General features: G+C 66.9%; 17 protein-coding genes. 9 read left to right on the top strand and 8 right to left on the bottom strand.

The features are described 5' to 3' along the window. Positions 1–171 precede the first annotated feature (171 nt). The 3 genes from AC07UH_RS08145 (at position 172) to AC07UH_RS08135 (ending at position 3,912) form a co-directional block, all read left to right on the top strand. Positions 172–1,989 (top strand): HAMP domain-containing methyl-accepting chemotaxis protein, encoded by a 1,818-nt coding sequence (locus AC07UH_RS08145; protein ID WP_137897343.1) that lies wholly within the window; start codon positions 172–174, stop codon positions 1,987–1,989. Next, positions 1,986–3,056 (top strand): DUF2332 domain-containing protein, encoded by a 1,071-nt coding sequence (locus AC07UH_RS08140; protein WP_249340490.1) that lies wholly within the window; start codon positions 1,986–1,988, stop codon positions 3,054–3,056. The genes AC07UH_RS08145 and AC07UH_RS08140 overlap by 4 nt, the downstream gene beginning before the upstream one ends. A gap of 73 nt (positions 3,057–3,129) precedes the next feature. Beyond that, entirely contained in the window at positions 3,130–3,912 is a 783-nt protein-coding gene (locus AC07UH_RS08135) for a polyphosphate kinase 2 family protein (protein WP_495180192.1), read from the top strand. A gap of 3 nt (positions 3,913–3,915) precedes the next feature. Here the strand turns inward: AC07UH_RS08135 and AC07UH_RS08130 are convergent, their stop codons facing one another. From AC07UH_RS08130 to AC07UH_RS08120, 3 genes are read right to left on the bottom strand one after another with little or no spacing between them, the layout of a single operon-like run. Further along, complete coding sequence (locus AC07UH_RS08130; RefSeq protein WP_495180193.1) at positions 3,916–5,289, bottom strand: glutamate--cysteine ligase; 1,374 nt, start codon at positions 5,287–5,289, stop codon at positions 3,916–3,918. Between the two features lie 37 nt (positions 5,290–5,326). Beyond that, positions 5,327–6,076, bottom strand: a complete 750-nt coding sequence (locus tag AC07UH_RS08125) for a 16S rRNA (uracil(1498)-N(3))-methyltransferase (RefSeq protein ID WP_495180194.1) — start codon at positions 6,074–6,076, stop codon at positions 5,327–5,329. Further along, entirely contained in the window at positions 6,073–6,246 is a 174-nt protein-coding gene (locus AC07UH_RS08120; RefSeq protein ID WP_495189832.1) for a hypothetical protein, read from the bottom strand. Before AC07UH_RS08120 ends, AC07UH_RS08125 begins: the two co-directional genes overlap by 4 nt. 92 nt (positions 6,247–6,338) lie before the next feature. On the opposite strand from AC07UH_RS08120, the gene ubiA reads away from it, so the two are divergent. Further along, positions 6,339–7,253: a 4-hydroxybenzoate octaprenyltransferase gene (ubiA, locus tag AC07UH_RS08115; RefSeq protein ID WP_495180196.1), complete on the top strand. Its 915-nt coding sequence runs from the start codon at positions 6,339–6,341 to the stop codon at positions 7,251–7,253. A gap of 18 nt (positions 7,254–7,271) precedes the next feature. Here ubiA and AC07UH_RS08110 read toward each other — a convergent pair whose 3' ends face one another. Then, a complete protein-coding gene (locus AC07UH_RS08110) occupies positions 7,272–8,180 on the bottom strand; it encodes a LysR substrate-binding domain-containing protein (RefSeq protein WP_495180197.1) in 909 nt (302 codons plus the stop codon). An 80-nt stretch (positions 8,181–8,260) separates the two neighbouring features. Here AC07UH_RS08110 and AC07UH_RS08105 point away from each other — a divergent pair, with 80 nt between their 5' ends. The 4 genes from AC07UH_RS08105 to AC07UH_RS08090 all read left to right on the top strand — a co-directional run bounded on the left by AC07UH_RS08105 (position 8,261) and on the right by AC07UH_RS08090 (position 11,566). Continuing rightward, positions 8,261–8,980, top strand: coding sequence for an FMN-dependent NADH-azoreductase (locus tag AC07UH_RS08105; RefSeq protein ID WP_495189833.1), 720 nt, complete (start codon positions 8,261–8,263; stop codon positions 8,978–8,980). A gap of 198 nt (positions 8,981–9,178) precedes the next feature. Beyond that, the gene (locus tag AC07UH_RS08100) at positions 9,179–10,528 is read left to right on the top strand and encodes a TldD/PmbA family protein (RefSeq protein ID WP_495180199.1); all 1,350 of its coding nucleotides are present in this window, start codon (positions 9,179–9,181) and stop codon (positions 10,526–10,528) included. Next, positions 10,521–11,309 (top strand): 3'(2'),5'-bisphosphate nucleotidase CysQ, encoded by a 789-nt coding sequence (locus AC07UH_RS08095; RefSeq protein WP_495180200.1) that lies wholly within the window; start codon positions 10,521–10,523, stop codon positions 11,307–11,309. The genes AC07UH_RS08100 and AC07UH_RS08095 overlap by 8 nt, the downstream gene beginning before the upstream one ends. A 110-nt stretch (positions 11,310–11,419) precedes the next feature. Next, complete coding sequence (locus tag AC07UH_RS08090) at positions 11,420–11,566, top strand: lmo0937 family membrane protein (RefSeq protein WP_137897336.1); 147 nt, start codon at positions 11,420–11,422, stop codon at positions 11,564–11,566. Positions 11,567–11,610: 44 nt separating this feature from the next. Here AC07UH_RS08090 and AC07UH_RS08085 read toward each other — a convergent pair whose 3' ends face one another. From AC07UH_RS08085 to ligA, 4 genes are all read right to left on the bottom strand, one after another. Further along, positions 11,611–12,411, bottom strand: a complete 801-nt coding sequence (locus AC07UH_RS08085; protein WP_038659443.1) for a LytR/AlgR family response regulator transcription factor — start codon at positions 12,409–12,411, stop codon at positions 11,611–11,613. Continuing rightward, positions 12,408–13,520 carry a sensor histidine kinase gene (locus AC07UH_RS08080; RefSeq protein ID WP_038659440.1) on the bottom strand — a complete coding sequence of 371 codons (1,113 nt, stop codon included), beginning with the start codon at positions 13,518–13,520 and terminating at the stop codon, positions 12,408–12,410. Before AC07UH_RS08080 ends, AC07UH_RS08085 begins: the two co-directional genes overlap by 4 nt. Positions 13,521–13,624: 104 nt before the next feature. Continuing rightward, positions 13,625–16,924 carry a TonB-dependent receptor gene (locus tag AC07UH_RS08075; RefSeq protein ID WP_495180201.1) on the bottom strand — a complete coding sequence of 1,100 codons (3,300 nt, stop codon included), beginning with the start codon at positions 16,922–16,924 and terminating at the stop codon, positions 13,625–13,627. Between the two features lie 169 nt (positions 16,925–17,093). Then, the gene (gene ligA / locus AC07UH_RS08070; RefSeq protein ID WP_495180202.1) at positions 17,094–19,244 is read right to left on the bottom strand and encodes an NAD-dependent DNA ligase LigA; all 2,151 of its coding nucleotides are present in this window, start codon (positions 19,242–19,244) and stop codon (positions 17,094–17,096) included. Positions 19,245–19,406: 162 nt separating this feature from the next. On the opposite strand from ligA, the gene AC07UH_RS08065 reads away from it, so the two are divergent. Continuing rightward, a complete protein-coding gene (locus tag AC07UH_RS08065) occupies positions 19,407–20,387 on the top strand; it encodes an SDR family oxidoreductase (RefSeq protein ID WP_495180203.1) in 981 nt (326 codons plus the stop codon). The last annotated feature ends 9 nt before the right edge of the window (positions 20,388–20,396 follow it).

Genomic DNA, 20,396 nt, shown 5'->3' with positions numbered 1-20,396 from the left:
CAGGTGCCAGCGGGGGCCGACGAGCAGCTATAATAGGAAAACCAACCCGTCGCTGGGACCGATCGGCGAGAGCATGGGCACCGACGGGGATGGTGGAAGCGACGGCGCCGTACGCCGGCGTCAATCCGCGACGTGAGATCGCTCTCATCCTGCCCCGAAGGAACGACGACCATGAAGATACCGCGCAAACTCGGCCTGTCCTTTCTGGCGATCAACGCGTCCGCCGCGGTCGTGATGCTGGTGTTCCTCGCCAACATCCTGTCGATCCAGCGCTCGACCGAGCGGAACAACGTCAGCCAGACGATTTACGCCAAGGCGCTGACGCTGGAGACGTCGATGCTGCGGCAGAACAGCCAGTTCCGCGGTTTCCTCGTCACCGGCGATCCCAGCTACCTCAAATCCTACGAAGAGGGGCGCAAGGAGTTCGACGACACCGCCGTCGATCTCCAGCGGCTGCTCACCGACCCGGTCAAGCTCAATCAGGTGCGCAGCGCCAATCGCGAGGCGCTCGCCTGGCGGCGCGACTGGGGCGACCGGCTGATCGGCTGGGTCAAGGCCGGCCGTCGCGAGGAGGCGGAGGCCGCGGTCCGGGCCGCCGGCGACAAGGTGCTGGTCAGCAAGGTCGCGCTGCCGCTGCGCGACCTGCGCAAGGCCGAGACCGAGGAAATGGAGCAGAACGCCGCCAGTCAGGATGGCGCGATCCGCACCGCGCTGATCACGCTGGTGATCGGTGGCATCGCGCTGATCGGGATTGCGATCACGCTCGCGATGATGCTGAGCCGCCAGCTCGCCCGGCCGATCACCGCGCTGACCGAGGCGATGGCCGATCTCGCCAGGGGGCGTCACGACATCGCGATCACCGCGACCGACCGGACCGACGAACTCGGCGACATGGCGCGGGCGGTGACCGTCTTCCGCGATGCCGCCAGGGCCAAGCTCGCCGACGATCGCGACCGCGATGCGGCACGCGAGACGATCGGCGTGGCGCTGCATCGTCTGGCGGAGGCCGATCTCACCGTCCGCATCACCGACGTGCCCGAGGCCTTCCAGAGCCTGTCGCGCGACTTCAACGGCGCCACCTCGAGCCTGTCGCGCGTGCTCGGCGAGGTGCGGGGCGGCGTGCTGGCGATCACGCACAATTCCGAGGAGATCAGCCGCGCGACGCTCGATCTGTCGCAGCGCACCGAACAGCAGGCGGCAGCGATCGAGCAATCCGCGGCGGCGCTCGACGAGGTGACCAAGTCGATCCGCGAGGGCGCCGGCGCGGCGATCGGCGCGAGCGGCTCGATGACCGAGACGCGCGGCGAGGCGGAGCGCGGCGGCGCGGTCGTCAAGGAGGCGATCGGCGCGATGCAGGGCATCGAGAAGGCGAGCAAGGAGATCGCCGAGATCATCAGCCTGATCGACGGCATCGCCTTCCAGACCAATCTCCTCGCCCTCAACGCAGGCGTCGAGGCGGCGCGCGCGGGCGATGCGGGCCGCGGCTTCGCCGTCGTCGCGCAGGAGGTGCGCGCGCTCGCCCAGCGCTCGGCCAATGCCGCCACCGAGGTGAAGAACAAGGTGACCTCCGCCTCCGTCCATATCCGCACCGGCGTCGATCTGGTCGATCAGACCGGCCAGGCGCTGGCGCGCATCATCGAGCGCGTCGGCACGGTCAGCGTCGCGATCGACGCGATCGCGACCTCCTCCGATCAGCAGGCCAAGAGCCTCGGCCAGATCAACGTCGCGATCAGCGAGATGGACACGATGACGCAGGAGAATGCCGCGATGGTCGAGGAGACCTCGGCGGCGGCGCGGCGGCTGGCGGAGGAGGCGGACCATCTCAACCAGTCGGTCGGCGCCTTCGTCATCGATCATGAACCGGCGCTCGCGGCACCGCCGCCGCCGCCGGTGCGGGTTCTAACCCCGTCGAAGCCCAAGGTCGGTCGCCTGACCAAGGCGCCATCGCGTCCGCGCCTCGTCGCCAATGGCGATTGGGATACGTTTTGACCGTCCTGACCGGGATGATCGCCACGCCTGACGACGCCGCCGACCGCGGGCCGCTGCGACGGCAGGCCGCCGCGGTGCGCGAGATGGGATCGAGCTTCGTCGCCACCGTGCTGGAGGCGGCGGAGCGCCAATTGCATCAGGCGCCGCGCACCGCCGCACTGATCGCCGCCTGGCCGCGCGACGTCGCCGCCGATGCGCTGGCGATGCGCTTCAACGCCGCGCTCCATGCGGTCGCGCGCGGCGAAACGCTGCCCGCGCTCGCCGCGCTGTATCGCGATCAGACGGGCGATTTTGATCGCGTCATCGGCGAGGCGCTGGCGGTGGCCGACGACGTCATCGTCGAATGGATGCGCGACCCGCCGCAGACCAACGAGGTCGGCCGCACCGCGGCGATCATGGCGGCGCTGATGGTCGCGCGCGCGCATCACGACATGCCCTGCGACCTGCGCGAACTCGGCGCCAGCGCCGGGCTCAACCTCAATCTCGATCGCTATGTCTACGACCTCGGCGGCCGCACCGTCGGCCTGGCGGGATCGCCGGTGCGCGTCGCGCCGGCGTGGCGCGGCGCGCCGCCGCCGGTCCGCCCGGTCGAGATCGTCTCTGCGCGCGGCGTCGACCTGCGCCCGGTCGACGTCGGCGACGCCGCCGCCCGCGCGCGGTTGATGGCCTATATCTGGGCGGACCAGCACGATCGCGCCGCGCGGCTCGCCGCGGCGCTGGCGATCGCCCGCGAACGGCCGCCGCAGGTCGATGCGGGCGACATCGCGCTCTGGCTGCCCGATCAGCTCGCCCGGCCGCAGCCGGAGGGGCGCTGCCGGATCATCGTCCATTCGATGGCGCTGCAATATCTCGATCCGGTCCGCCGCCAGACCGTCGAGGCGGCGTTTCGCGACGCGGGCGCGCGCGCCACCGCGGCGCGCCCGCTCGCCCGCATTGGCTTCGAATGGACCACGCCGCGCGATGCCGTCCATTTGTCGCTGACCGTCTGGCCGGACGGGGGCACGCATCATCTCGCCACCTGCCACGCTTATGGCGCCTGGATCGACTGGCACGGCCCGACCGACTGACCGTCGCTATTTCTCGACGCATCGCTGTGCCGCACGCGCGACTGGTGCGTTCGACGCAGCAATGCCAAGGAGGATGCCGCGCGTGATCGATCTTGCCAATTTCGAAAAGACCAAGGCCTATAAGGGCCATTACAAGCGCGATCTCGCCGCGTTGCAGGACCGGCTGGAGCGCATTCTCGTCGCGCATATCGTCCACGACCGCCGCGCCGTCGTGATGTTCGAGGGCTGGGACGCGGCGGGGAAGGGCGGCATCATCCAGCGTCTCACCGCCGACTGGGATCCGCGTCACTTCGCCGTCCACCCGATCGCCGCACCGACCGACGAGGAAAAGGCGCACGACTTCCTGTGGCGTTTCGGCCGCGCGCTGCCCGCGCCCGGCGACATCGCGATCTTCGACCGCAGCTGGTACGGCCGCGTCCTCGTCGAGCGCGTCGAGGGCTATGCCAGCGAGGCGGAGTGGCATCGCGCCTATGAGGAGATCAACGCCTTCGAGGCCGATCTGATCGCCGGCGGCACCACGCTGATCAAGCTGTTCGTCCACGTCTCTCAGGCCGAGCAGGACCGCCGGCTCGAGGACCGGCTCGACGACCCGTGGAAGCGCTGGAAGACCGGCCTCGACGACTATCGCAACCGCGCCCGCCGCGCCGATTATCTGGCGGCGATGCACGACATGTTCGCGCGCACCGACACCGGCGGCGCGCCGTGGACGGTGATCAACGGCAACGACAAGAAGGCCGCGCGCATCCACGCGCTCACCGCGATCGCCGACCATCTCGAGGCGAACGTCGACATGACCCCGCCGGCGCTCGACCCGGAGGTGGAGCGCGTCGCACGGGCGGCACTGGGCCTCGACTGACGGTTAGAAGCTCGCCTCGTCATAGACGCGCGACAGGTCGCCCGCCCATTCGCCGTGATAGCGGTCGAGCAGCACCTGGGCGGGCACCTTGCCCGATCGCACCACCTCGCGCAGCGGGTCGAGGAAGCCGGTCTCGTTGTCGCCCATGCCGTTGCCACGGCCCCGCGCGGCAAGACCGGCGTGGGCGATGTCGAGCACCTGCCCGGCGATATCGCCGAGCCGCCCGCCACCCGGCAGCGGCGCGTCGAGTGCCAGCTTCGGCACCGCCGAACGCAGCGCCTCGCGATCCTCCATCGACCAGTCCTTGACGAGGTCCCACGCCGCGTCGAGCGCGCCCTGGTCGTAGAGCAATCCGACCCAGAAGGCGGGGAGGGCGCAAATCTTGTTCCACGGCCCGCCATCGGCGCCGCGCATCTCGAGGAAGGTCTTTAGCCGCACCTCGGGGAAAGCGGTCGACAGGTGATCGTTCCAGTCATCGATGCTCGGCTTCTCGCCGGGCAGGACGCTGAGTTCGCCCTTGAGAAAGTCGCGGAACGACAAACCGGCGGCGTCGATATAGCGCCCGTCGCGATAGACGAAGTACATCGGCACATCGAGCATATAGTCGGCGTAGCGTTCGTAGCCGAAGCCGTCCTCGAACACGAACGGCAGCATGCCGGTGCGCGCCGGATCGGTGTCCGACCAGATATGGCTGCGATACGACAGGAAGCCGTTGGGCTTGCCCTCGGTGAACGGCGAATTGGCGAACAGCGCGGTCGCCATCGGCTGCAACGCCAGCCCGACGCGGAACTTCTTCACCATGTCGGCCTCGGACGCATAGTCGAGGTTGACCTGGATCGTGCAGGTGCGCAGCATCATGTCGAGCCCCATGCTGCCGACCCGCGGCATATGGCGCAGCATGATCGCATAGCGGCCCTTGGGCATGATCGGCAGCTCGTCGCGGCGCTTGTCCGGCCACATGCCGAGCCCGAGGAAGCCGATGCCGAGCTTCTCGCCCGCGGCCTTCACCTGCTCAAGATGCCGCCCCGTCTCGGCGCAGGTCTGGTGCAGGTTGTCGAGCGGCGCGCCCGACAGTTCGAACTGCCCCGCCGGCTCGAGGCTGACGCTGCCGTCGGCGCCGTTCAGCGCAATGATCTTGCCGCCTTCCTCGACCGGCTGCCAGCCATATTGCTGGAGCTCGTTGAGCAGGTCGCGGATGCCGCCCGGCTCGTCCCAGCTCGGCGCGGCATGATCGCTCTGGCGATAGACGAATTTCTCATGTTCGGTGCCGATCCGCCAGCGGTCGGCGGGCTTCTCGCCACGCGCGAAATGCGCGATCAGCTGGTCGCGCGACTCGATGATGGGCGAGGTCGTGGCGCTCTCGGTCTTGGTCGTCATGATCGCGCCCTTACGCGGGGATGAACGGCGGCGCCAGTCAGTCTTCCTGCCAGTCCCCGCAAGCCGCCATCCACAGCGAAACCGCCGCCGCCGCCGCGGTATCCGCACGCAGGATGCGCGGGCCGAGGCCGATCGCCACCGCCTGCGGCAACGCACGGATCGCGGCCCGTTCCTCCTCGGTGAAGCCGCCCTCCGGCCCGATCAGGATCGCCGCCGGCCCGCGCCGCGCCCGCATCGCCGCGAAGGCGGGCAGCCCGCCGGTCTCGTCGGCGAAGAACAGCGTCCGCTCCGCCGGCCAGTCGCGCAGCAGCGCCGCCAGCTTCACCGACTCGGCGAGCACGGGCAAAGCGGTCCGCGCGCATTGCTCCGCCGCCTCGATCATGTGGCTGCGCAGCCGGTCGAGCTTGGGCCGGTCGACGATCGTCCGCTGCGTCACCACCGGCACCAGCCGGTCGACGCCCAGTTCGCACGCTTTCTCGACCAGCCAATCGATCCGCCCCTTCTTGAGCGGCGCCGCGCACAGCCACAGATCGGGCACCGGCTCACGCGGCCGCAGCCGTGTCGACACGTCGACAATCAGCTCTCGCTTGCCGATGCTCGCGGCGGTGGCGAGCCATTCTCCGGTGATATCGTCGAACACTTTCACCGGATCGCCCGGCGCCATCCGCATCACCGCGACGAGATAATGCGCCGCCGGCCCGTCGATACGCAGCGGCCCCGGCGCCAGCTCAGTCTCGACGAACAGCCGCGGCGTCGATTGCGGCGGCCAGGCAGGGGTGGCGGTCATGATCCTCTTTTGCGGCGTTGCCGCGCCCATAATTTGCGTGCGACGATCCAGGTCAGCAACGCCGCCGCCGCCGCCGCGACGACCGCGACGGTAATCACGCCGGCGACGCGCAGGATCGCCCAGAAGAGCGCCTCCACGAACCGTCCCACCGCTACCGACAACCCGATCATCCATCGCGATTGCCGCAAGTCCGCCGCGATAGCGAGGCAAAAGCACGCCCATGCCCTTGCCCGCGGCGGCGATTGCGCGGCAAAGGCGGGCCATGTCAGCCGAGATCGTCCCCGACAGCGAACACCGCGGCCTCGTCGGCCGCCTTCCGCCGACCGCACGCGGCCTCGCGCTGCTCGCCCGGCTCGACCGGCCGATCGGCTGGTGGCTGCTGTTCTGGCCGGGGGCATGGGCGGTGGCGCTCGCCGGCGGCACGCTGACGCGCTGGCCGCTGATCCTGTGGATCCTCGCCGGCAGCATCGCGATGCGCGGGGCGGGGTGCGTCTACAACGACATCGTCGACCGCGACCTCGACGCGCAGGTCGCGCGCACGCGTGCGCGGCCCATCCCGAGCGGCCTCGTCTCGCTCAAGCTCGCCTGGGCGTGGCTGCTCGCCCTTTGCCTGATCGGTCTCGTCGTCTTGGTCCAGCTCCGCCCGCTCGCCGCCGGCGTCGCGCTGGCCAGCCTCGCGCCGGTCGCCGCTTATCCCTTCATGAAGCGGATCACCTGGTGGCCGCAGGCGTGGCTCGGCCTCGTCTTCTCCTGGGCGGCGCTGGTTGGCTGGAGCGAGGTCGCGGGCGACCTGTCGCTGCCGATGTGGCTGCTCTACGCCGGCTGCATCGCCTGGACGATCGGCTACGACACGATCTACGCACTGCAGGACCGCGAGGACGACGCGCTGATCGGCGTCCGCTCGTCGGCGCTGCGCATGGGCGCGCACGTCAGGGGCGGCACCGCACTGTTCTACGTGCTGGCGCTCGCCTGCTGGGCGGCGGCGATCTGGCGCGTCCGGCCGGACCCGGTCGCCTTGCTCGCGCTGCTCCCGGTCGCCGCGCATCTCCTCTGGCAGGTCGCGACGCTCCGCCCCGACGACGGCGGCAATGCGCTCGCCCGCTTCCGCAGCAACCGCTTCGCCGGCCTGCTGATGTTCCTCGCCTGCGTCGTCGTAGGGACATCGGCGGCGGGATGAGGGGGCGATTGCCGCTGTCTATCCCGCGCCGACCCGCGTCACGGCATCCAGCCATCCCCGGACCGCAGCGATCTCCGGCCGCACCGCCGCAGCGCGCGTGGTCAGGACATGATAGGAACCGCCGTCGATCACCGGGCCGAAAGGATGGACCAGCAGCTCCGCCGCCAGATCGGGCGCCGCCAGCGTCAGGCTGCTGAGGACCGCGCCATGACCGGCGATCGCCGCCTGTAGCGCATGGCCGTCGTCGGTGAAACGCGGCCCGGTGGTGACCGGCAGCCCTTCGATCCCGGCGAGCCGCGCCCAACTCGCCCAATCCGGCCCGGCGATTGGGCTCGTCCATTCCGAATGGAGCAGCGGCACGTGCCGCAGATCGTCGGGCGTTGCGACGGCCAGCGTCGGGCTGCACAGCACGCCGACGCGCTCGGACAGCAACGGCGTCGCGACGAGGTCGCCGAACGGGCCATCGCCATAGCGTATCGCGATGTCCGCGCCTCCGCTGGTAAGATCGACCAATAGGTCGCTGGCATGCAGATGCAGGTCGATCGCCGGATGCGCCGCCGCGAAGCCGCCGACCGCTGGGACGAGCAGCCGCGCCGTGAACAGCCGGGTTGCCGACACGACCACTGCCGTCCGCGCACGGGCGCGGCGGAGCTGCGTCACGCCGCGGGCGAACGCGTCGAAGCCGTCGCGCAAGACGGGATAGAGCATTGCCCCGGCCGGGGTCAGCGATACCCGCCGCACATGGCGGACGAACATCGCCTGACCCAGCGTCTCTTCGAGCAGGCGCACCTGATGACTGACCGCGGTCGGCGTCACGCCGAGCTCCGCCGCCGCCATGCGGAAACTGAGATGTCGCGCGGCAGCTTCGAACGCGCGCAGCGTCGCCAGTGGCGGGAGGTCGCGGCGGCTGACGATGGATGAAGGCACCTCAGCTACCCCCTGAGCAATTCGCGTTCGTCGCTGACGAAGCGGAGCGATAAATTAGCGGCATCATGGATGAGGACAATATGACGATGTACAGCGATGCCGATAAGCCCCGCCGCCTGCTCCACATCGATGCGAGCGCCCGGTTCGGCCGTTCGGACGATCAACCCCACGGCTCACACAGTCGACGATTGTCGCATCGCTTCGTCACAAGGTGGCAGGCACGGCGACCTGCAGATATCGTCCTCCGCCGCGACATCGCTGCCCATCCGCCGACACCTGTCGACGCCGCCTGGATCGACGCGAGCTTCACGCCGGTGGAGCGCCGCTCTATCGAACAGGCCGCGCGTCTGCGCGAAAGTGACGCGCTGACTGAGGAGCTTCTCGGTGCCGATCTGCTGGTCGTCGGCGTCCCCATGTACAATTTCGGGGTGCCGTCGCAGCTGAAGGCGTGGATCGACAACATCGTGCGGGTCGGCCTTACCTTCGGCTTCGATCGCTCGCGCGACGGCGAACCCTATTGGCCGATGCTGCCCACCGGCAAGCGGCTCATCATCCTCACCGCGCGCGGCGATCACGGCTATCGGCCCGGCGAACGGCTCGCCGGCATGAATCTCGTAGAGGCCGGGCTGACCGTACCCCTCGGCTATATCGGCCTCACCGACAGCCGGACCATCGCGATCGAATATGACGAATTCGGAGACGAACGCCTCGCCGCCTCGATCGCCGCAGCGGAAACGGCGGTCGACGACCTGGTCGATGCGCTCGGCGCGACCGAAGGCTGGGCCCTCCCTGACGACTGATCGTTCCCGCTATGTCCTACAGGGCGATGTCACCGTATACTGCCGGCCATGTCGCACCCGCTCCTTTCCCATCATTGCAAAAACGGAAACGATGGGGCCGGATCGTTTCCGTTAAGGTGTCCATCTTGTCCACGTTGCCTTAATTCGCCACAATTACGGGGCCTAGCATCCCGCCGGCTGGCCCCCTAAGTCGGAACGATGCTGACCCCCGATCAGGCGCGCGATCGCGCCGCCGATATCGTCGCCCGTGCCGTCCGTGCCGGAGCCGACGCCGCCGATGCCGTCTTCGCCGCCGACGCCTCGCTCGACCTCTCCGTCCGCCTCGGCGCGCTGGAGGATGTCGGCCGCTCGGAAAGCGAGGAACTCGGCCTGCGCGTCTTCGTCGGCCAGCGGTCGGCGAGCGTCTCCACCTCCGATCTGTCGACCGACGCGACCAATGCGCTGGTCGACCGCGTCGTCGCGATGGCACGCGAGGCGCCCGAGGATCGCTGGGCCGGGCTCGCGCCGCAGGACCGGCTGATGCACGGTGCGCCACCGCTGCTCGACCTTGCCGACGGCGACGAGCCGACCCCGGCCGAATTGCGCGAATGGGCGCTGGCGGCGGAGGATGCCGCCCGCGCGGTGCCCGGCGTCACCAACAGCGAGGGCGGCGGTGCGAGCGCGTCGCGCTCGATCTGGGCATTGGCGACCAGCCACGGCTTCGCCGGCGCCTATGCCGCGACCGCCTACAGCCTGTCCGCGAGCGTCCTGGCCGGCGATGCCGCGACCGGCATGGAACGCGATTATGCGCACCACGCCGCCCGCAAGCGCGCGCATCTCGACAGCCCCGACGCGATCGGCCGCCGCGCCGGCGAACGCGCCGTCGCGCGCCGCAACCCGGGCCGCGTCGCGAGCGGGCCGATGCCGGTGGTGTTCGACCCGCGCGTCGGCTCGTCGCTGCTCAGCCATCTCACCGGCGCGATCTCTGGACAGGCGATCGCGCGCAAGACCAGCTTCCTGCTCGACGCGCTCGGCACGCAGGTGTTCGCCAGCGGCGTGTCGATCTGCGACGATCCCCATCGCCCGCACGGGCTGCGCTCGCGGCCGTTCGACGGCGAGGGGCTGCCGGTGTCGCCGGTCGCGATCGTCGAGACCGGCATGCTCGAGACCTGGCTGCTCGACAGCGGCTCGGCGCGGCAATTGGGGCTGGAGCCGACCGGCCATGCCGCGCGCGGCGTCGGCGGCGGTCCCGGCGTGTCGCCGAGCAACCTCTATATGGCCGCCGGCATCGTGCCCGTCGCGACGCTGATCGCCGACATCGTCGATGGCGTCTACGTCACCGAGCTGATCGGGCAGGGCATCAACGGCGTCACCGGCGATTACAGCCGCGGCGCAGCGGGCTTCCGCATCGTCGGCGGGCAGATCGCCGGCCCGGTCGCGGAATTTACCGTCGCCGGCAATCTCAAGGACATGTTCCTTGCGCTCACCCCCGCGAACGATCTCGAATTCCGTCACGGCATCAACGTGCCGACGGTGCGGGTCGACGGCATGACGGTCGCGAGTGGCTGAGGCGATCGCCGACCTGACCGCCGCGGCGGTCGCAGTGACGCGCGAGGCGGCGGCGATGGCGTTCGCCCGCTGGCAGACCGACTTCGCGCGCTGGGAGAAGACGCCGGGCAGCCCGGTGTGCGAGGTCGATCTCGATGTCGACCGGATGCTGCGCGCCCGGCTCGCCGGGCTGCTGCCCGATGCCGGCTGGCTGTCGGAAGAGACGGTCGACAGTCCCGACCGGCTCCGGCGGTCGCGCGTCTGGGTGGTCGATCCGATCGACGGCACCCGCGACTATATCCGCGGCCGGCCGGGCTGGGCGGTGTCAGTGGCGCTGGTCGATGACGGCGAGGTGGTGCTCGGCGTGCTCGACGCCCCGGCGCGCGACGAGCGCTGGCATGCGACGCGGGGGCAGGGGGCGTGGCGCAACGACGTGGCGCTCCACGCCGGCGACCGCAACGTGCTGGCGGGGGCACGCGTGCCGACCGATGCGCTCCCCAAGATCGACCGGCATCTCACCGCGGTCCACAAGCCCAATTCGATCGCCCTGCGGATGGCGATGGTCGCCGCCGACGAGGCCGATCTGCTGACCACGCTGCGCTGGGGCAACGAATGGGACATCGCCGCCGCCGCGCTGATCGCCGCGGAGGCGGGCGCGACGGTCAGCGACGCTCTGGGCGCGCCGCTCCGCTACAACAAGCCCGATCCCACCGCATTCGGCGTGATGGTCGCCGCGCCGGGCATCCATGCCGAGGCCCTGGCCTGGCTGGCGGATCGCGCCCACGCCGCATTCGGCCACTGAGCCGTGCCGTTCCAATTGGTTGATCGGCCAACGGAACATGCAACGCCTGCGTAACGTTTTATTCCGCACGACGGCCCGTTGGCCGCTCGCCTTGGAAGGGAAGCCGTACGATGTTGTGGACGATTGCCGTAATCCTGCTGATCCTCTGGCTGCTGGGCTTCTCGCTCCACATCGCCGGTGGTCTCATCCACATCCTGCTGGTCGTCGCGATCATCGTCGGCCTGATCCAGCTCTTCACCGGCCGCAAGGCACTCTGACCCGCCGGCGACGGCTTCCCGGGTGGAGGCCGTCGCCGTCCGTATCAATGCACGAAGCGCGCGACCACGTCGCGGTAGCTGCGGCTGACCTTCACGCTGGCGCCCGAGTTGAGCACCAAGAAGCATTCGCCATTCGTGTGCGGCTTGACCTGCTTGACGAGATCGAGATTGACGATCGTCGACCGGTGCACCCGCTGGAAGCGCCGCGGATCGAGCCGCTTCTCCAGATCCTTCATCGTTTCGCGTAGGATCAGCGTGTTGTCGCCGGTGTAGATGCACATGTAGTCGCCCGCCGCGTCGATCCGCTCGATCGTATCGACGTCGACGCGGAAGATCTGACCGCGATCCTTGATGTTAATCAGCTTTTCGAAGCGATTGGCGCTGACCGCATCGCCGCCCTCGACCATATCGGCCGCCGCCTCGGGGGCATGCTCGGCGAGCACCTCCTTGAGTTTCTCGACCTCCTCGACGCCGCGCTTCTCGGACAATCGCTGCCGCACCCGCTCGATCGTATCGGCGAGCCGCGCCTCCTCGACCGGCTTCATCAGATAGTCGACCGCCTGCGCCTCGAACGCGCGCAGCGCATGGTCCGAATAAGCGGTGACGAAGACGAACAGCGGCGGCTCGACCTCCATCAGTCCCTGCACCACCGAAAACCCGTCGAAACCCGGCATCTGGATATCGAGGAAGACGAGGTCGGGCTTGTGCGTCTTGATCGCGCGGATCGCCTCGCGGCCGTTGGAGCATTTCTCGATGATCTCGATATCATCATGCGCCTGGAGCCGGAGCTCCAATCCCTGGATCGCGAGCGGTTCGTCGTCCACCAGGATGGTTCTGATCGTCATGCGGCCTCTCTACTCAGATCGTCGAGCTGGAAGGGAATTTCGATCTCCACCGAAAAGCCTCCAGCCGGCGCGGTACGCGTCTCGAAGCGGTGGTCCGGGCCATAGGCCTGGATCAGCCGCTCCCTAATATTGGGGAGACCCACGCCGGTTGAAAGGCTTGGCATCACACGGCCGTCGAGCAAACCCGGTCCGGTGTCGGATACGCCGATCTGCACGCGATCCCCGGCGAGCCGCACGCGAACGCAGATTTCGGCGCCTTCCTCCTGCGTGCTGACCGCATATTTGATCGCATTCTCGACCAGCGGCTGGAGCAGCAGCGACGGCAGCCGCGCGCGTTCGGCGGCCTGATCGATCTCGAACACCGGCCGCAGCCGCTCCTCGAACCGCATCTTCTCGATCTCGAGATAGAGTTTCAGCGTCTCCACCTCCTGCGCGACGGTGACGTGCGCGGTCGGTTCGTTGGCGAGCGTATAGCGCAGGAACGACGACAGCCGGCTCAGCATCGCATTCGCCCGCTCGGTCTGTTTGAGCAGCACCAGTGTCGAGATCGAGTTGAGCGTGTTGAACAGGAAATGCGGGTTGAGCTGGTAGCGCAGCATCGCGAGCTGCGCCGACGACGCCTGATTTTCGAGATGCTGCATCTCGTCGATCTGCTGTTCGACGATCAGGTAGAAATTGATCCCGAAATACAGCGCCGACCATCCCGCCATCACCGTGAAGGCGACGTAGAAGGAGACGAGCAGCCGCGGCAGCGTCACGCCGGGCTGGCCGTTCTGGATCAGCGACCAGGTGAAAGCGTCGAGAAAGGCGAAGAACAAGGTTGCCGCGGCGAAGGCGAGGACGGTCAGCAACAGCCCCGGCGCGCGCGCCAGTCCACGGAAATAGCCGTAGAAGGTCGAGAGCAGCAGCGTCACGCAATAGCCGACGATCGCCTCGACGATCACCGGGATGATCGCGTCGAGCGACAGATTGGTCAGCGTCGAGGCGCCGCGGAGCAGCAGGTAGCCGGTCCAGCCGACCGCCTGCAACGTCCAGAAGGCGCGGCTTTTGTTCTCGAAGAACGGACGCACGTTGAGCGCCGGGCGGGATGGGGCGGGAAGGGTCGCCATGTCGGGGCGTCTCTACACGGGTGATCCCGCCGGTGCAAAAAAGAAGGGCCGCCGCTCCCGAAGGGGAGCGGCGGCCTGATGAGCCGTGCGGCTGGCGCTGTCCTTTAGAAGGAGAAGCGGGCGCCGACGCGGATCTGATACAGCGACTGGGTGAAGCTCAGTGACTTTTGTTGAACGTCGGCCTGAGTATTGAATGAGGAATAGCGATACTGCGCACATGCCTGCGACGTGCTCGTCGCCACCTGACCTCCGTTGATCCCATTGCCTGCGGTGGTCAGGCACTGCACCGTGACCAAGCCAAGACCATAAGGGAAGCCAAACTGACGCAGGCCGCCCCAATTCTTATTGAGGAGATTCGGTACGTTGTTGATGTCAGCGAACAGCGTGATCCGTGATTTGCCGATGAAGGTCGGGATTTCCTGCTCAAGATGGAGATCAATGCGTGTGAAGGCGCGACTACGTGCGGTGTTTTTCGCGATGATCTGGCCGCGATACTTCGCCAAATCGGGATGTGCGTTGATATACGCATCCAGATTGTCGCGGGTTGAAGTAGTATCGTAGCTCACCAGTGCGTCGGTAGTGCTTGATGGCACATATAGCAAATTGGTGCGCGTGCTGGTCGAGCTGGTCAGCACGGTACCGAAGGTCGGCGAACGAGTCGAAAGGTTGTCGGACATCGTATAGCTGAAAGGACGTCCAGCGCGGGTTTCACCGAACAGCTGAATTGCCGTACGATAATCTCCAAAAAACGCGTGATCGTAGCCGACGGAATATTTGAACTGCCACTTGATCTGATCCGACGACGTTCCATACGCAGGGTTGTTGGGGTCGGCGTAGAATTGATTCTGATAATTCGAGTTGATCGTCGACGATGTCGCGTTGCCGACGTCCTTCACCCACTGGCGCGTATAGCTACCGCCGATCGTCAGACCCCAGTCAAAGCTCTTGTCGGCGCGAGCTACGAGAATGTGGCTGTGTCCCTTGTGGCTGTTGCCGGTGATGATGTCGTAATTGGCGTCGGCGAACGCTCCCGTGGCTGCCCCATAGCGCGGGCGGCCATCGGGCAGCGTGCCGATCACAACTGAGCGTGCGTCAGTGAAAATCACGCCATCAATGTTCTTCGAATAGTAATAATCACCTCCGACGTTGAACCCCAGCACCGAGTAATCTGCCGAAAGCGTTGCTTTAAGCGATCGCGGCAGGTGGAAGTCGGGGGAAATTGCGCCGGTGCTGGTCCGCTGTAGGGTTGTCGGATTAGTCGTGTTCGCTGCATACGTCGCGATCGATGCGGGGACGTTACCTGTGACATTATTCAGCGCTGCGGCGCAGATGTCATTCGAAACCCCATTGGTGCAGGTGTTAGCACCCTGTGCACTGCGCGTGATAGTCACGCGGCTAGAGGTTACCGTGTTCGAGAAGCTGTTCGACAGATAAATATCGGGCGAGCCTCCACCGAAAATACCCGCGCCGCCACGCAGCTTTAATCCTCCGAGGAAGTTATCCGGCTTCCAATCGAAGCTAAAGCGCGGCTCGAATTGGTCGAGACCGTTATAGGTCTTCGTGTTTGGGTAGCCGTAACGTTGATTGAAGAAGGCGTTTGCGATCGGGCGCTCGCTCATCGCATAAAGGCTATACCGTGCGCCATAGGTGATCGCCAACGTCGGAGTGACCTGCCATTCGTCCTGCAAGCCAAAGGTGAACTGGGTGTAGCGGAAATCAGCTGCGGCGTTCACCCCAGGAAGCGCGGCAGTATACACGAGCTGGTTGGCGTTGCCCGCGCGGAAATCTGCCAACGAGTCGAAGTAATAGGCACCCAAGCTGTTCTGGATGAAATTGTTGAAGGTACGATTCTGAGTAACGTCAACCAGCGCGCTGATCTGATGCTGCCCTGCCGAATAGCGACCAAGCAGCGAGCCTTCCCAAGTGTCGAAAAAGAGCTGATTGGTTTGGCGCGAAATATCCGGCCCAAACGAAATTTGCGGCGAATTCGTGGTGCACCCGGTGGTGGTGCCGGTTGATACCGCATCGTTACATACCTGAAGCTGGCCAATCGACCGCCCCGCCAGCGGCTCCTGACCACGCTCGTTGTACTTGTAGATGCCGCGAACTTCGGTGGAGAACCGATCAGTCCAGTCCGAGTTCAACTGAACGATGCCAGCCTTTAGCAATTCGGTCAGTGCATAAGCGTTCGAACTCAGGCCATACGTCGTCGAATTCGGCGACGTGTTGTTCTGGCTGACGAGAGAGTCATACGCATTGATGTAGGAAACGGACAGGCGCTGGCCATCCATGATATTCCAGTCAATACGACCGACGATCTTTTCGTCTTTACGTGGGTTGATCGTCAGAACGCCACCAATTTGGTCTGCCGTCAAACCGCGCGTTTGCGCGATACTGGTAACGTTATTGACTGCAGTCTGAACGAGGGCCGGATTCGTGTACGATCCCAGCAGCGTCGAAAATGGTCGCGGATCCGTGTTGCGCTCGGCCGAAACCATGAAGAACAATTTGTCAGCGATCAGCGGCCCCCGCAAAGTCGCTCCATATGTCTCCGACTTGTACTTGGGCGTTACCTGCACGTTGCTGCCGATGGTATCCCCGGTCAAGCCGTCCGTATTCTGAGAATAGAAGCCGGTGCCGTGAAAATCGTTCGTGCCCGACAATAGCACGGTGTCGATTGCGCCGCCCTGGAAGCCAGACTGGCGGAAGTCATACGGGGCAATCGAGACGGATACCTGGCCGATCGCGTCGAACGGCACGGGGCCGCGGTTGGTCGGGCTGGCATCCTGGTTAAGGCCGAACGTATCACCGACGGTGACGCCGTTGATCGTGAAGCGATTGTAACGCGGATTGACACCCGCGAAGCTGACCGCGCCACCACGGTCTCCGCTGTTTGACAGGTCGAGGGTGGCGAAGGGATCGCGGCGTTCGATGTCGCGAATGTCACGGTTCACGGACGCGACCTTGCCGATCGCTGCCTGTGTCAAGACGGTCTGCGGACCATCGGAGGTCACGCCCGCGCCGCGGATCGACGACGCCGTCACGACGATGTCCTCGCCGGTGTCGCTCGCCGCTACTTCCGACAGCTCGATCGGCAACGTGTACGCTTGTTGGACGACGGTGAAGACGTCGGTAACGGTCTTGCTGCCTTGCGGGCTCACGACTTCAACCGAATAAGGGCCGCCCGCCTGGAGCCCGGTCTGATTGAACGTGCCATCCGGACCTGTCTGTGTGCTGGTCCTTGTATTGGTCGGGACATTGGTGATCGTCACCCGCGCTCCAGCAACCGGCACGCCCGCGGCGGTAACCGTACCACGGATCGCCGCTGTCGTCTCCTGCGCCGATGCGGCGGCGGGAGCGATCAGCGCAACCGCTGCCACACCTAAAAGAAGGTTGTTTCGCATCGAATAAGTCCCCTTTGAGCGTCTGCTCGGAATCGCGGTCGGCTGTTTGCCGTTGCCGCGGCCCTTGGGTGCCTAATATTGCGAGTTCGTGACATTCGCGAGCCTGACGATGGTGCTGCGATGCTTCGATATTTTGCGTTGCAAAAAAGCCACGCCGGTGGCGATCAGATCATGCCGGTTCGGCCACGATTTCAGCCCATTGCGCCTCGCTGATCACCGTCACGCCGAGGTCGCTCGCCTTCTTGAGCTTGGACCCCGCATCCGCGCCCGCGACGACCAGATCGGTCTTGGCCGACACCGATCCCGAGACGCGCGCGCCCAGCGCCTCGGCCTGTGCCTTCGCCTCGTCACGCGACAGGGTCTCGAGTTTGCCGGTGAACACCACGGTCTTGCCGCTCACCTGCGACGCGCGCGTTTCCCACACCAATTCGGTCGGGCGCACTTCGCGCAACAGGTCAAAGACGACATCGCGGTTGTGGCGCTCGGCGCAGAAGCCGATCAGCGCGCCCGCGACTTCGGGGCCGATCCCCGGCGTTTCGATCGCGGCGACGAGCAACCGGTCGCGGCGCAGGACGAACTTGCGTTCGGTCTCGCCGATCACCGGCTCGATCCGGTGGTGGAGGAAGACCGCGTGGCGCAGCATCGCGCCGAGCGCGCGGATCGAGCGATAGCGGCGGGCGAGGTCGCGGGCGGTGATCTCGCCGACGTGGCGGATGCCGAGCGCGAACAGGAAACGGTCGAGCGCAATCTCGCGCCGCGCCGCGATCGCCGCGACCAGATTGGCCGCCCAGGTCCGCCCATCCTTCTTGCGCGCGGCGAGCTGGTCCTCGGTGAGACGGAAGATGTCGGCGGGTGACTGGATCAGGCCGTCGGTGAAGAAGGCCTCGATCAACGTCGCGCCGAGCCCGGTGATGTCGAAGGCGTGGCGCGAAACGAAGTGGATCAGCCGCTCAACCCGCTGCGCCGGGCAGATCAGCCCGCCGGTGCAGCGATAGACGACCTCGCCCTCGTCGCGCTCGACGGTCGATCCGCAATCGGGGCAGGTGCGCGGGAAGGGCCAGGCGGGGCGGTCCGCCTCCGGCGTCAGGTTGCGGACGATCTGCGGGATGACGTCGCCGGCGCGCTGGACGACGACGCGATCGCCCTCGCGCACGCCGAGCCGCTCGATCTCGTCGGCATTGTGCAGCGTGGCGTTGGTCACGACAACACCGCCGACAGTGACCGGTGCGAGTCGCGCGACGGGGGTCAGCGCACCGGTGCGACCGACCTGGATGTCGATCCGTTCCAGCGTCGTCTGCGCCTGTTCGGCGGGGAATTTGTGTGCGATCGCCCAGCGCGGGACGCGGCCGACGACGCCGAGCCGCTCCTGCCAGTCGAGCCGGTCGAGCTTGTAGACGACGCCGTCGATGTCGAACGGCAGATCGGCGCGCTGCGCCTCGATCCCAGCATAGGTGCGCAGGACGTCGGCCGCATCGCCTGCGACGGCGATATTGGGGGTCAGCGGCGTGATCAGATCGTCGTCCGCGACGCGAAAGCCCCAGTTGCGGACATGCTGGACCATCGCCGACTGCGTCGTCTCGGGCAATGTGTCGTGATCGCCCCAGCCCCAGGCGAAGAAGCGCAGCGGCCGGGTGGCGGTGACGCGCGCGTCCTTCTGGCGCAGCGAGCCGGCGGCGGCGTTGCGCGGATTGGCGAATTGGCGCGCCTTGTCGGGGTCCTCGGCCTCGTCGAGCAGGCGCCGGTTGAGCGCGGTGAAATCGGCCTTCGCCATATAGACCTCGCCGCGGACCTCGAACACCGCCGGGGCGTCGGCGGGGAGGCGTTGCGGGATGTCGGCGATATGGCGGACGTTGGCGGTGACGTCCTCGCCGATCCGGCCGTCGCCGCGGGTCAGGGCCTGTTCGAGCACGCCGTCGACATAGCGCAGCGAGCACGACAGGCCGTCGATCTTGGGCTCGGCGGTGAGCAGGACCGGCTCGTCGGCGTCGAGCCGCAGGAAGCGCCGGATACGCGCGACGAATTCGACGACGTCTTCCTCGCTGAACGCATTGTCGAGGCTGGTCATCGGCCGGGCATGCGGCGCCTTGGCCAGATGCGCGGCGGGGGCGGCGCCGACCTGCCGGTTCGGCGAATCGGCACGGACCAGCTCCGGGAAGGCCGCTTCGATCGCGGCGTTGCGCCGGACCAGCGCGTCATAGGCGGCGTCGGAGATCTCGGGCGCATCCTCGGTGTGATAGCGCTGGTTGTGATAGGCGATCTCGGCCGCGAGTGTTTCGAGCTCGGCGGCGGCATCCGGCGCGGTCTTGGGCAGGTCGGTCATGGCAGCGGGGTAGGGGAGCAAGGGCCGGTCGGGCAAGGCTCGCCGCGACGGGCAAACCCCGTCATCGAATATCTTGCTGTAAAACAGCAATAATCTTCCTCGATCGATGAACTATCGGGGCGTGCGGGAGCTTTTCCTCCGAACGCCTTCCGGAGCCCTGCCATGACCGATCAGACCAACCGCCGCGACCTGTTCAAGGGTGCCGCCGTCGTCGGCGCCGCTGCCGTCGCCGGATCGGCGATCGCGCAGACCGGCCCCGCCGCGGCGCCCGCCGACCCGCGGACGAAGTTCACCAACCAGCCTTTCCCCGAACAGAAGCAGAAATGGCCGGCGTTGCAGCGCGAGATGAAGCCGGTGCCTGACTGCGGCGAAGCGAGCTACCGCGGCTCGGGCAAGCTGGCCGGGCGCAAGGCGCTCGTCACCGGCGGCGATTCGGGCATCGGCCGCGCCGCGGCGATCGCCTTCGCGCGCGAGGGTGCCGACGTCGCGATCAACTATTTCCCGACCGAGGAGCCCGATGCGCAGGACGTCGCGCGGTTGTTGCGGGCGGAGGGGCGCAAGGTCGTGCTGATCCCCGGCGACCTGACCGACGAGAAATTCTGCCGCGACCTCATCGTCCGCGCCAATCGCGAGCTCGGCGGGATCGACATCCTCGTCAACAACGCCGCCTATCAACAGTCGAAGCAATCGATCGCCGAGATCACCGCCGAGCAATTCGACCGGACGATGAAGACCAACGTCTATGCGATGTTCCATCTCAGCAAGGCGGCGATCCCGCTGATGAAGCCGGGTGCGGCGATCATCAACACCGGCTCGGTCAATTCGGTCGCGCCCGAGGAGGAGTTGCTCGATTACGCCTCGACCAAGGGGGCGATCCTGATCTTCACCAAGGCGCTCGCCAAGCAGCTCGGCAAACAGGGTATCCGCGTCAACATGGTGGCACCCGGACCGATCTGGACGCCGTTGCAGGTTGCCGGCGGGCAATTGCCCGGCAAGATGCACGAATTCGGGCAGGACACGCCGATGGGGCGGGCGGGGCAGCCGGCGGAGCTTGCCGGCCTCTACGTGGCGCTGGCGGATGGCGGCAACAGCTTCACGACGGGCAGCGCGTTCGGCGCCAATGGCGGCACGGGCGCGATCTGACCGGATAGC

It is taken from the genome of Sphingomonas sp. GW821-FHT04B01, assembly GCF_059420425.1.
Note: the sequence above shows the minus strand (reverse complement) of the source record. Positions and strands in the feature narration are given on the sequence as shown.